We start from the raw sequence: 11,456 nt of genomic DNA, 5'->3' as shown, positions 1-11,456 counted from the left end.
ACGATCCCTTGCGCAGCTCGAAATGCAGCTGCGGCGAAGAGACGTTGCCGCTCTGGCCCGATTTGGCGACGACCTGGCCGCGCTTCACCGTCTCGCCGCGCTTCACGTTCAGCTCGCCGTTATGGGCGTAGGCCGAGACGTAGCCGTTCGGATGGCGGATGAGCACGAGATTGCCGTAGCCCTTGAGTTCGCTGCCGGCATAGGCGACGACGCCGCCTTCAGCCGCCTTGATCGGCGTTCCCTCAGGCACGGCGATGTTGATGCCCTCATTTGACCCCTTGCCGCCATAGCCGGCAATGACACGGCCGCGGGCCGGCCAGCGGAAATCGGCCTTGGCGGAGGCATCCTCCTCCTTCGGCAGGCTTGCGGTGGTCTTGGGATCGGGCGTCGGCGCCGGAGCCGACTTCGGCACGGCGCTGACCTTCTCTTCGGCCGGAGCGCTGGCAACCACGACCGGCTTGGTCTTCGTCGGAGTCGGCGTCGCGACAGGAGCAGGCGTCGGCGCCTTCGCCTCGACCACCGGCTTCGTCTTGGCCTTGGCTTCGGCCTTCACCTTGGCCTCGGCGGCGAATTTGGCGCGGGCGTCACGCATGGCCTGTGCATCGGCCACAGCCTTTGCCTTGGCGTCGGCCGCAGCTTGCGCCTTGGCTTCGGCAGCGGCCTGGGCCTTCGCCTTGGCGTCGACCGGCACCGCAGCGACGCGTGCCGGCACCACAGGCGCACGCGGCGCCGCCACTGGAGCGGGGCCAGGCACGAAACGCGGCGCTTCGGTGCGCGCATCGCTCTGCGGCGACGCCACCTGGGCCATCTGCTGCGGCGCAGCACCACCACCGGCATTGTAGACCGGGATCGTCAGCCGCGAGCCGGGAGCAACGTTCGCGCTCGAAAGCCCGTTCGCCGACATCAGCGCTGAACGCGGCACGCCGTAGCGCGAGGAGAGGACATCGAGCGTTTCGCCCTGGGCGACGACGATCGGCGTGCCACCCTGGGCCGACCAGCCATTGGCGCTACCGACGACAGGCGCCGGAGCTGCGCTACGCAGCGCAACGGCCGATTGCGGCGGCGGCAGGGGCTGGGCGCGGACCGCCCCGACAGACGKAGCCGGCGAAGACATCGGCGCGCTGGCGCTGCGCCCGATCGAGCCGGTCGTTGCCGGATCACGCATGGCAGGCGCCTGCGCGGTCCTGAAGGGATTGCTGAAGGGTGCCTCAGTGAAGCGCATCGTGTCCGACGAACACGCGCTGACACTCAAGGCGAGCGCGCAGACCGTCGACAGGCGAAGGGCAACGCTGGACTTGAATCCGACTTGGCTACGCATGGACAAGATACTCGCGAACAACGCAACTCGATGAAGGGGATTAAAGCCCCGTTCAGGTTACGAAAACGTTTCGCGCGTGCTTTGCCTCTTCACATTTTTGAGCCGGGGCCGGCTTTCTTCAGCCGCGGTTCAGAGTGCCCGGGCCAAGCCCGGGATCAGCGGCGGCAGGCGCAGGACCGGGCCGAGCGCATGATCATAGGCACTGTCATCCGTCCGCGTGACCACCACCCGACGTGATACGCCTTCAACCCTGAGCGCCCCGACCAGCCGCCCGCCGACCGAAAGCCGCGCCAGCAGGGCCTCGGGAACGGAATGGGTGACGCCATTGACCAGGATTCGGTCGAATCGGCCGAGCGTTCGGTCCGGCTGGAAACCGTCAGCGTGCCGGAGATCGACCATTTTTGCGTAGCCGCTGCCGCCGATGCGCTCATGGGCAGCAAGCGCAAGCGTGCGGTAGCGCTCCAGCGAGACCACCTCTCCGCCCATGGCGGCAAGCAGAGCCGAGACATAGCCGGAGCCGGTGCCGACCTCGAGCACACGGGCGGAGGGCTCCATCTCCAGGGCACTGACGAGATTCGCCACCGTATGCGGGGCGGTCATCGTCTGCCCGCAGGCGAGCGGCACGGAAACGTCCTGGCGGGCGAGGTCGGCAAAGCGGGTCGGCGCGAATCGCTCGCGCGAGACCTTTTCCATCGCCCGGAGCACGGCGAGATCGCGCACGCCCCGTGCCCTCAGCGATAGCAGGAATGCGACGGTTCGCTCACCCTCGCTGCCAGGCGCCTCCTCGGCCTCGCTCATCGCCGCCCCCAATTACCCCCGGTTCGGAATCAGGCAAAAACCTGTGCGAATCGGGTCAGCGTCGGCTCATGCGTGAGGTCGAGTTCGAGCGGGGTGATCGAGATCTTCTGCTCGGACAGCGCCCTCAGATCGGTGCCGTTGGCGGGTTCCTTCCGGCTGCGCTGGAAGGCGATCCAGAAATAGGGATTGCCGCGTCCGTCATGGCGGGGCTCGAGCCGCACCAACTCCTGGTCGCGCCGGCCCTGGACCGTCACCGCCACGCCCGCAACCTCGCTCGGCGCGACATTCGGGAAGTTGAGGTTGAACAGCACGCCCTCGGGAATCCCCTCCTCCAGCAGCCGGCGGATGATGCCTGGAGCATGGTGCTCGGCGCAGTCCCAGTGGATCTGGTGCCGCCCGTCCGGCCCGTAGGCCTGGCTGACCGCGATCGACGGGATGCCGAGCAGCGTACCCTCCATCGCCGCTGCGATGGTGCCGGAATAGGTCACGTCCTCGGCGACGTTCTGACCGCGGTTGACACCGGACAGAACGAGGTCGGGTCGCGCATCGAGCATGATCGAGCGCGCCGCCATGATCACGCAATCGGTCGGCGTGCCGGCAACGGCGTAACGCTTGTCCGAGATCTTGCGCTGGCGCAGCGGATTGCTGAGCGAGAGCGAATGCGCGACGCCCGACTGATCCGTCTCGGGCGCCACGACCCAGACATCGTCCGACAGCTGCGCCGCGATGCGCTCCAGCACCGCAAGGCCTTCGGCATGGATGCCGTCATCATTGGTGACTAGGATACGCATGGAGTCAGGCCGCCTTCTCGATGCGGGTTACCCCGCGCATGTAGGGAACCAGTGCGTCGGGTACCGTGATCGAGCCGTCGGCGTTCTGGTAGTTTTCCATCACCGCGATCAGCGCGCGGCCGACCGCCGTGCCCGAGCCGTTGAGGGTGTGCACGAAGAACGGGCCCTTGCCGTCCCGGGTCTTGTAGCGCGCGTTCATGCGCCGGGCCTGGAAATCGCCGCAGACCGAACAGGACGAGATCTCGCGATAGGTCTTCTGCCCCGGCAGCCAGACCTCGATGTCCCAGGTCTTCTGGCTGGCAAAGCCCATATCGCCGGTGCAGAGCGTCATCACCCGATAATGCAGGTCGAGCTTCTTCAGGATCGCCTCCGCCGCGGCGAGCATGCGYTCGTGCTCCTCGCGCGACTTTTCCGGCAGCGTAATCGAGACGAGCTCGACCTTCTCGAACTGGTGCTGGCGCAGCATGCCGCGCGTATCGCGCCCGGCCGAGCCGGCTTCGGCCCTGAAGCAGGGGGTCAACGCGGAATAGCGACGCGGCAACTCCTCCTCGGAGAGGATCGATTCGCGCACGATATTGGTAAGCGGAACTTCGGCAGTGGGGATCAGCCAGTGATCCTCGCCCGCCCGGAACTGATCGTCGCGGAATTTGGGTAGCTGCGCGGTTCCGAACATCGCCTCATCCCGCACCATCAGCGGCGGGTTGACCTCGGTATAGCCGTGCTCCTCGGTATGGGTATCGAGCATGAACTGGCCGATCGCGCGGTTGAGCCGCGCCAGCCGCGCGTTCAACACGACGAAGCGCGAGCCCGAGAGCTTGGCCGCCGTCTCGAAATCCATCTGGCCGAGCGCTTCGCCGAGCTCGAAATGCTCTTTCGGCTGGTTGACGCCAATGAGACGCTTCCCCTCCTCCGGCTTGGTGCCATGGACATGCAGCACGACGTTACCGTGCTCGTCGGCGCCCTCGGGGACATCGGCATTCGGTATGTTGGGGATCGCCGCGAGCTGTTCGCTCAGCGCTTCGACGGCCGCCTTCTCCTCCGCTTCGAGCGCCGGCTGAGCGTTCTTCAGCGCCGCAACCTCAGCCTTCAGCTTGTCGGCAAGCGCGACGTCCTTCGCGCCCATCGCCTTGCCGATCTCCTTGGAGAGCGCATTGCGGCGTTCCTGCGTGGCCTGCGCCTTGGCGATGGCCGAACGACGGGAATCGTCKAGCACAAGCAGTGAGGACGAGAGCGGCGCAAGGCCCCGCCGTTTCAGCCCGGTATCGAACGCCTCGGCGTTCTCGCGAATCCATTTGATGTCGTACATCGCTGCTCAACCTATCGCGCATCCCAATCGATGCGCGCGAGCCGCGATCGGATCAGGCGTCGCCTGCTTCCTCGGCCGCTTTCGCAGCCTGCCGCTTCTTCTCGACATAGCGCACCGAGAACACCGAAAGCTCGTAGAGGAGCAGCATCGGCACGGCAAGCATGAGCTGGGAGATCACATCCGGCGGCGTCAGCACGGCGGCGACCACGAAGACGAAGACGATGGCGTAGCGCCGCTTGTCCTTGAGGAAGGCCGAATCGATAATTCCGGCTTGCCCGAGCAGGGTCAGGATCACCGGCAGCTGGAACGAGATGCCGAAAGCGAAGATCAGCGTCATGATCAGCGAGAGATACTCACTGACCTTCGGCAAGAGCGCGATACCGGCCTGCCCGTCCGTCGCCGCCTGCTGCATGCCGATCGAGAACTTCATCAGCACGGGCATGGCGAAGAAGAAGACCAGCGCGGCGCCGAGGCAGAAGAAGATCGGCGTCGCGGCCAGATAGGGCGCGAAGGCCTGTTTCTCGTTCTTGTAGAGGCCCGGCGCCACGAATTTGTAGACCTGCGTGGCGATCACCGGAAAAGCGAAGAAACCGGCGCCGAATGCCGCCACCTTGATATGGGTGAAGAGCAGCTCGAGCGGGCCGGTATAGATCAGCTGCKCGTTGCCGTTCGGCCCGGCAGCCCAGACATAGGGCTGCACCAGCACGTTGTAGATCTGCGTCGAGAACGCGAAGCAGATGAAGAACATGATCAGGAAGGCGATCAGCGACTTGATCAGCCGCGCCCTCAGCTCGATCAGGTGCTCGATCAGCGGTGCGCGCGAGGCCTCGATGTCGTCCTCGCCTTCCCTCGGGTTGGCGACGCTCATGCCGGGCTCCCTTCATCCGGCTCACTGACCTTGGCCTTTTTCGTCGAAGCGCGCTTGCGCGGCGCCTTCGGCTTGACCTCGGGTTCAGGCTCCGGTTCCGCGATCGGCGCGGGCTCTATGACGATTTCGGGCAAGGGCTCGGGCCCCGGCAAGGCCGCGAGCGTAGCCTCCGCTTCCTTCAGCGCCGCGTCGTCGCGGACACCGGAGGCGGGTGTGCTGAAATCGTCCTTGATCGGATCGATCGGTTTGAAATCGGTATTGAGCGCGCTCTGCACCGAACCACCGACATCCTCGACCTGCTTCTTCAGATCGTCCAGTTCAGCTTCGCGCATCGCGTCGTTGAACTGGGTCTGAAACTCGCCGGCCATACGGCGAATCTTGCCGATCGCCTGCCCGGCGGTCCGCATGGCTTTCGGCAGATCCTTGGGGCCGATCACGACGAGCGCAACCGCCCCGATCAGCATCAATTCGCTCCAGGCGATGTCGAACATCGACGGCTCGTCCTCTCAACCCCTCGCCGCTCGCTGGCGGCGCGGCGTCAGGCCTTGTGTTCGGCCTTCGCCGTGGCGGAATTGGCAGGCTGCGCGTGATCGATGATCTTCGGGTCAGCCGTGGTCGCAGCAGGCGGCGGCGTGGTCGGCTCGTCTTCGGCCATGCCCTTCTTGAACGACTTGATACCCTTGGCGACGTCGCCCATCAGTTCGGAAACCTTGCCGCGCCCGAACAACAGCATCACGATGACGCCGACGACGATCCAGTGCCAGATACTGACGCCACCCATGGCAAACTCCTCCGAATTCCAGTGCGGCGCAGGCTCCCCACCCGCGCCAAGTGCTTGTGCCGGAACCTATGTGTCCCCCGAGGCGAACACAAGAACTTCGTCCGACTGAATATCGATACCGATGTCCTCGCCTTCCCGGATCGAGCCCGGCAGCGAGACCCGTCCGACCAGCGGCTTTTCAAGCCCGCCGACGGCCAGCAGCAAATGGTCGACCTCACCCAGAAAGCGCCGCATCACCACGCGCGCCGGCAGGCAGAACCCCTTTGGCACCAGCCTGATCGCATGCGGCCTGACGCAGACCACGGCCTCCTGCCCATCGGCAAGGCCCGGTGCCGCAAATCTCCCGACCGGCGTCTCCACCGTGCCACGCTCGGCTATGCCGCTGATCTCGGTAAAATCGCAGAAAAATCGAGCCGCAAAGAGGCTGACGGGCCTCCGGTAGAGCTCCTCGCCAGTCCCGATCTGGACGATCCGCCCCGATCGCATCAGCACGATCCGATCGGCGATCCGCATCGCATCCTCGGGATCGTGCGTGACGATGATCGAGGTCGCCCCGGTTTCCTGCAGCAATGCGGCGGTTTCGTCCCGCACCACATCGCGCAAGCGCCGGTCGAGATTGGAGAAGGGCTCGTCCATCAGGAGCACGCCGGGGCGCGGCGCCACCGCTCGCGCCAGCGCCACGCGCTGCTGCTCGCCGCCTGAAAGCATATGTGGATAAGCCTCGGCCAGATCCGCCAGGCCGACACGGGCAATGGCACGCAGCGCCGTCGCCTTCGCCGAGGCATCGTCATAGCCGCGCAGGCCGAAGCGGACATTCTCGAGCACGTTGAGATGCGGGAACAGCGCGTAATCCTGGAAGACCAGACCAACGCCGCGCTTCTCCGGCTCGACGAAGGCGTCGGGAGCCGAAACGTCCTGACCTTCGAGCAGCACTTTGCCCGAGCTGGGCCGTTCGACGCCCGCCGCGAGGCGGAGCAGCGTCGTCTTGCCGCAGCCCGATTGCCCGAGCAGAGCCACGATTTCACCCGGCGCGATCGCGAGCGTCACGTCCTCGAGCGCCGTCACATCACCGAAGCGCTGGGTGACGCCTTCGAAGGCGAGCGACATTGGAATGGCCGCGCCCGCTGTCCCGCGCCTGCCCCAACTCAGCCACCGCGCCACGCCCTCGCTACGCGCCAAAGAATGCTCCATCGAAACCACGCGTCAGCCCGGCGAAGCGCGGCTGAGAACCGGCGTCCATGCCGAACCTCGGTCGCAAGCGCGCGGCCATGGACCCATGGATCCCTGCGGTCGCCCGGGACGACAATCAGGGACTGTCCCCCGATTTCACTCGTCCGGGGTGTGGGGCGGCCCGTCGCCGTCGTCAAGCGGGGTAAAGAGGTCCCCAAGCGGATCCTCATCCTCCTGCAGGTCGAGACCATCATCGGGGATCGGCACGGTCAGGTCCTTCGAGAGCCGCCCCTCGATGAAGCCCGAGCCCTTCAGTTCGTCCAGGCCAGGGAGGTCGTCGATGCGGTCGAGCCCGAAATGATCAAGGAAGCCCGGCGTCGTGCCGTAGGTCACAGGCCGGCCCGGCGTCCGACGCCGCCCGCGCAGCCTGACCCACCCGGCTTCGAGCAGGATGTCGAGCGTACCTTTGGCGGTGGCAACGCCCCGGATCTCCTCGATCTCGGCCCGTGTCACCGGTTGATGATAGGCAATGATCGCCAACACCTCGAGCGCCGCCCGCGACAACTTGCGCGGCGGCTCCGCCTCGGCCGCCAGCAGGTAGCCGAGGTCCGGTGCGGTCCGAAACGCCCATTTTCCGGCGACCTGCCGCAAATTGACGCCACGCGTCGCGTAGATGTCTGTGAGTCGGGCAAGGAGCTGCCGTACGGCGACGCCGGACGGCACGGAATGGCGGAGTTCCTCTTCCGAGAGCGGTGCAGCCGATGCGAAGAGCAGCGCCTCGACGATGCGCAGCGACTGGGCGAAGAGCTGCGCCTCGCTCCCCACGTCATCGTCGATCCGCTCAGGCGCCGCAGACATCGTCACCGAGCCATCATAGCGGCAGGGTCGGCGGCCGCGCCGAGCGCCGCCGGATATAGAGCGGCGTGAAGGCACCATCCTGGCGCAGATCGAGAATTCCCTCGCGCACCATCTCCAGCATGGCAGACAGCGCGGAGGCACGAACGGTCGCGCGCATTTCGCTTTGCGGCAGCCCGTGGCTCGCCATGTAGCGGGTCAGGTAGGGGTCGATCGCCGTCCAGTCCGCCGCCTCGCCGACCAGTCGCTGCAGGACCTCCCGCGCCTCGACCAGGGACCAGACCATGCGATGCCCGACGGAGATATGGCTTTGCGCCCGCTTCTGGCGCTGCTGGCCATAGGCCGAGAGCAGATCGTAGAGTTCGGCCTCCCAGACCGGGCGGGCGCCGGCAACGATCGGCTCCGGCGCACCACGGGCGAAGACGTCCTGTCCCAGCCTTTCCCGGGACGCCAGCCGCCGCGCCGCCGCGCGGATCGCCTCCAGCCGGCGCAACCGCAAAGCCAGCGCCGTCGCCAGATCCGCGGCACTCGGCCCCTCGCCCTTCGGTGGTTCGGGCAAAAGCAACCGCGACTTCAGATAGGCGAGCCAGGCCGCCATCACGAGATAGTCAGCGGCAAGCTCAAGCCTGAGCGCCCTCGCCTGCTCGACGAAGGCTAGATACTGCTCGGCAAGCGCCAGGATCGAGATGCGGTGCAGATCGACTTTTTGCCGCCGGGCCAGGTCGAGCAGCAGGTCGAGCGGGCCTTCATAGCCGTCGACATCGACGAGCAGCGCCGGCTCGCCGTCAGTGCGTGCCGGCCTGGCCTCGTCCTCGAACGGCAGTTCGGCGTCCATTCCCGCCGCATCCCCAAGCTGTCACCCCTGAGAACGCAGGTTCCGACTATCGGCCGCCCAACGCAAGGGCGCTGGTCAGCCGGGCGCGCGCAGCCTCCACATCGAGCGGCTCGGGCTCATGCCGGATCCGGGCGAGCGCCATCGCGGCGCGGCGGGCCCGTGCCCCCGTCATGTCCGGCACAGCGCCGGCAACGGCGATCATCTCCTCCATGATGCCGTGGCAATGCAACACGACGTCGACCCCGGCGCGGATCGCCGCCCGCGACTTCYCCGCGAAGCTGCCTGAGAGCGCCTTCATCGAGATGTCGTCGGTCATGATCAGGCCGTCGAAGCCGAGTTCGCCGCGCATGATCTCCTTGACGACCCGACGCGAAACCGTGGCCGGATGCCTTTGATCGAGTGCCGTGAACACGACATGTGCCGTCATTGCCATCGGCATGTCGGCGAGATGTCGGAACGGCCGGAAATCATGCCCGCGCAGCGCCTCGAGCGAGGCGTCGACGACCGGCAGGTCATGATGGCTATCGGCCCGCGCCCGGCCGTGGCCGGGCATATGCTTGACCACGGGGATCACCCCGCCCGCCAGGAGTCCCTCCGCCGCCGCGCGGCCGAGGCGCGCGACCATGTCGGGGTCATGGGCATAGGCGCGGTTGCCGATCACGTCATGGCTGCCGGAGACCGGCACGTCGAGTACCGGCAGGCAATCGACATCGATGCCGACGGCCTTGAGATCATGCGCCATCAGCCGTGCCGAGAGCCGCACGATCTCGCGCTGTTGCACGGGGTCGTTGATCCCAAGGAAGGCTTGCGCCGGCGGATAGGCCGGCCAGTGTGGCGGCCCCATCCGCTGCACCCTGCCACCCTCCTGGTCGATCAGGATCGGCGCATGCCAGCCCACGGCCTCCCGCATTTCCGCGGTCAGCGCCGCGGTCTGTTCCGGGGTCTGGGTGTTGCGTTTGAAGACGATAAAGCCCCAGGGCCTGGCATCGCGGAAGAAGGCGCGTTCGTCAGGGGTGAGGCTGGTGCCGAGGCAACCGGCAATGAAGGCGCGGGATTTCATGAAGCAGGCCCGAGGCGGATTGCAAAGCAGCGGAAGCCGTCTTCTCGCATGATTCCCGCTCTGGCGCCTTAACGGAAGAAGCCCGGGACCAACTGGCCCCGGGCTTCGCTCTCGACCTATTTGGCAGAGCCCAGGAGGCTCAGCACATCGAGGCTCAGCGCATCTGCTGCGCCATGCCGGCGTTGAACGCGTCGAAGGGCAGTTCTGCAACACGGAACCAGAGCTGTTCCTTGCGCCAGTAAGGCAACCACGAATCATAGAAGGTCTTGAAGGCCGGATTGCTGGCCGCAAGCTCGCCATAGAGCGCCTGCGCTTCCTTGAAGGCGGCGACCATCACGTCCTGCGGAAACGGCCTGAGCTCAGCGCCGCTGGCGACGAGGCGCAGCAGGGCGTCGGGATTGCCGTGGTCATATTTCGCGACGCAAAGCGCGTTGGCCTCGGCGCAGGCCGCTTCCACGATCGCCTTGTACGAAGCGGGCAGCGCGTTCCACTTCTCCAGGTTCACGATGAAGCTGACATTGGCGCAGCCCTCCCAGAAGCCGGGATAGTAATAGTACTTGGCGACGCGCTGGAAACCGAGCTTCTCGTCGTCGAGCGGACCTGAGAATTCGGCTGCGTCGATCGTGCCGCGCTCCAGCGCAGGATAGATATCGCCACCGCCGATCTGCTGCGGCACGACGCCCAGCTTCGCCAGGATCGTGCCACCGAGGCCGGCAATCCGGAACTTCAGGCCCTTCAGATCCTCGACCGTCTTGATCTCCTTGCGGAACCAGCCACCCATCTGCGCGCCGGTATTCCCCGAGGGGATGGTGTGGAGGTTGTAGGTCTTCATGAAGGCGCGGCAGAGCTCGAGCCCACCGCCCTGATAGAGCCAGGCATTGTGCTGGCGGGTGTTCAAGCCGAAAGGCAGCGAGGTCTCGAAGGCGAAGGCCGGGTTCTTGCCAATGTAGAAACTCGACAGCGTGCTGCTGCACTCGACGGTGCCGTTCTGGACGGCATCGAGCGCCTGCAATGCCGGCACGATCTCACCCGGCGCGAAGACCTGGATCTGGAACTGGTTGTCCGTCGCTTCCGCGACGCGCTTGGCGATCTGCGTGCTGATGCCGAACAGCGTGTCGAGGCTCTTCGGGTAGCTCGAGGTCAGGCGCCAGCTGACCTTCGGCTGGGCCTGCGCGATGGCCGGCGCAGCGATGGTCACGCCACCGGCTGCGACTCCGGCGCCTGAGGCCTTGACGAAAGTACGGCGATCCATGGATGTCCTCCTGAGTTCGGTGTCATCGTTTCAGGGCATGCCCTACCCGGATTCGACGCGTGCGTCTTTGACCGCGATCCCGGACGCCCAGCCCCTGCCAACACAGCACGACATAACACCGCCCCCTGTCCGCGACACACGGCAAAGGAAAACCGCCGGTGGCAGAAGCCACCGGCGGTCTGATCATCTCGAAGTTGGCAATCAGTTCTTGGCGATGAAGCACTGGCCGCCGGCAGCCTGAAGCTGCGTGCACATCGTTGCCGCATCCTCGCGGGAATACGGCCCGATGCGCAGGCGATAGACGGTCTTTCCGCCAGCGAGATCCGTCTTCTTGACGATCGGCGACTGGCCGCCGAGCTGGCCGGGATATTTGCGCTGCAGGGCCGCGAATGCGGCGCGTGCTTCCGCTTCGCTGCCGGGGG

At 66.1% G+C, this 11,456-nt stretch carries 14 protein-coding genes; 1 reads left to right on the top strand and 13 read right to left on the bottom strand.

The features are described from left to right. On the bottom strand, nt 1-1,165 hold a 1,165-nt coding region (locus AC1DJT_RS27625), incomplete at its 3' end, for a peptidoglycan DD-metalloendopeptidase family protein (RefSeq protein WP_476835288.1). On the opposite strand from AC1DJT_RS27625, the gene AC1DJT_RS27620 reads away from it, so the two are divergent. After that, entirely contained in the window at nt 1,164-1,352 is a 189-nt protein-coding gene (locus AC1DJT_RS27620; protein ID WP_162768161.1) for a hypothetical protein, read from the top strand. The two genes, AC1DJT_RS27625 and AC1DJT_RS27620, sit on opposite strands and share 2 nt — an antisense overlap. 95 nt (nt 1,353-1,447) lie before the next feature. Here AC1DJT_RS27620 and AC1DJT_RS27615 read toward each other — a convergent pair whose 3' ends face one another. From AC1DJT_RS27615 to AC1DJT_RS27560, 12 genes are all read right to left on the bottom strand, one after another. Continuing rightward, the gene (locus AC1DJT_RS27615; protein WP_441489705.1) at nt 1,448-2,116 is read right to left on the bottom strand and encodes a protein-L-isoaspartate O-methyltransferase family protein; all 669 of its coding nucleotides are present in this window, start codon (nt 2,114-2,116) and stop codon (nt 1,448-1,450) included. Between the two features lie 29 nt (nt 2,117-2,145). Then, a complete protein-coding gene (surE, locus tag AC1DJT_RS27610; RefSeq protein WP_069880263.1) occupies nt 2,146-2,907 on the bottom strand; it encodes a 5'/3'-nucleotidase SurE in 762 nt (253 codons plus the stop codon). Nucleotides 2,908-2,911: 4 nt separating this feature from the next. Continuing rightward, entirely contained in the window at nt 2,912-4,213 is a 1,302-nt protein-coding gene (gene serS / locus AC1DJT_RS27605; protein WP_441505975.1) for a serine--tRNA ligase, read from the bottom strand. Between the two features lie 52 nt (nt 4,214-4,265). Further along, the gene (gene tatC / locus AC1DJT_RS27600; RefSeq protein WP_476835287.1) at nt 4,266-5,081 is read right to left on the bottom strand and encodes a twin-arginine translocase subunit TatC; all 816 of its coding nucleotides are present in this window, start codon (nt 5,079-5,081) and stop codon (nt 4,266-4,268) included. Continuing rightward, nucleotides 5,078-5,572, bottom strand: a complete 495-nt coding sequence (tatB, locus tag AC1DJT_RS27595; protein WP_441505977.1) for a Sec-independent protein translocase protein TatB — start codon at nt 5,570-5,572, stop codon at nt 5,078-5,080. The genes tatC and tatB overlap by 4 nt, the downstream gene beginning before the upstream one ends. Before the next feature lie 47 nt (nt 5,573-5,619). Then, the gene (locus tag AC1DJT_RS27590) at nt 5,620-5,862 is read right to left on the bottom strand and encodes a twin-arginine translocase TatA/TatE family subunit (protein ID WP_043232977.1); all 243 of its coding nucleotides are present in this window, start codon (nt 5,860-5,862) and stop codon (nt 5,620-5,622) included. A gap of 66 nt (nt 5,863-5,928) precedes the next feature. Further along, complete coding sequence (locus AC1DJT_RS27585) at nt 5,929-6,969, bottom strand: ABC transporter ATP-binding protein (RefSeq protein ID WP_476835286.1); 1,041 nt, start codon at nt 6,967-6,969, stop codon at nt 5,929-5,931. Between the two features lie 219 nt (nt 6,970-7,188). Further along, nucleotides 7,189-7,890, bottom strand: a complete 702-nt coding sequence (gene scpB, locus AC1DJT_RS27580) for an SMC-Scp complex subunit ScpB (protein WP_441506015.1) — start codon at nt 7,888-7,890, stop codon at nt 7,189-7,191. 13 nt (nt 7,891-7,903) lie between these two features. Beyond that, complete coding sequence (locus tag AC1DJT_RS27575; protein WP_441505979.1) at nt 7,904-8,722, bottom strand: segregation and condensation protein A; 819 nt, start codon at nt 8,720-8,722, stop codon at nt 7,904-7,906. A 46-nt stretch (nt 8,723-8,768) separates the two neighbouring features. Next, nucleotides 8,769-9,782 carry a beta-N-acetylhexosaminidase gene (nagZ, locus tag AC1DJT_RS27570; RefSeq protein WP_476835285.1) on the bottom strand — a complete coding sequence of 338 codons (1,014 nt, stop codon included), beginning with the start codon at nt 9,780-9,782 and terminating at the stop codon, nt 8,769-8,771. Between the two features lie 154 nt (nt 9,783-9,936). Further along, complete coding sequence (locus tag AC1DJT_RS27565; RefSeq protein WP_441505981.1) at nt 9,937-11,034, bottom strand: TRAP transporter substrate-binding protein; 1,098 nt, start codon at nt 11,032-11,034, stop codon at nt 9,937-9,939. A gap of 201 nt (nt 11,035-11,235) precedes the next feature. Continuing rightward, on the bottom strand, nt 11,236-11,456 hold a 221-nt coding region (locus AC1DJT_RS27560), incomplete at its 5' end, for an SPOR domain-containing protein (RefSeq protein WP_476835284.1).

Source organism: Allobosea sp. 05T422_2 (assembly GCF_056396265.1).
This window is presented reverse-complemented; position numbering and strand designations above follow the sequence as displayed.

Coding starts and splice junctions, on each gene's coding strand:
- AC1DJT_RS27620 (WP_162768161.1), top strand. CDS start 1,164: ATGGCAGGCGCCTGCGCGGTCCTGAAGGGATTGCTGAAGGGTGCCTCA.
- AC1DJT_RS27615 (WP_441489705.1), bottom strand. CDS start 2,116: ATGAGCGAGGCCGAGGAGGCGCCTGGCAGCGAGGGTGAGCGAACCGTC.
- surE (WP_069880263.1), bottom strand. CDS start 2,907: ATGCGTATCCTAGTCACCAATGATGACGGCATCCATGCCGAAGGCCTT.
- tatB (WP_441505977.1), bottom strand. CDS start 5,572: ATGTTCGACATCGCCTGGAGCGAATTGATGCTGATCGGGGCGGTTGCG.
- AC1DJT_RS27590 (WP_043232977.1), bottom strand. CDS start 5,862: ATGGGTGGCGTCAGTATCTGGCACTGGATCGTCGTCGGCGTCATCGTG.
- AC1DJT_RS27585 (WP_476835286.1), bottom strand. CDS start 6,969: ATGTCGCTCGCCTTCGAAGGCGTCACCCAGCGCTTCGGTGATGTGACG.
- scpB (WP_441506015.1), bottom strand. CDS start 7,890: ATGTCTGCGGCGCCTGAGCGGATCGACGATGACGTGGGGAGCGAGGCG.
- AC1DJT_RS27575 (WP_441505979.1), bottom strand. CDS start 8,722: ATGGACGCCGAACTGCCGTTCGAGGACGAGGCCAGGCCGGCACGCACT.
- AC1DJT_RS27565 (WP_441505981.1), bottom strand. CDS start 11,034: ATGGATCGCCGTACTTTCGTCAAGGCCTCAGGCGCCGGAGTCGCAGCC.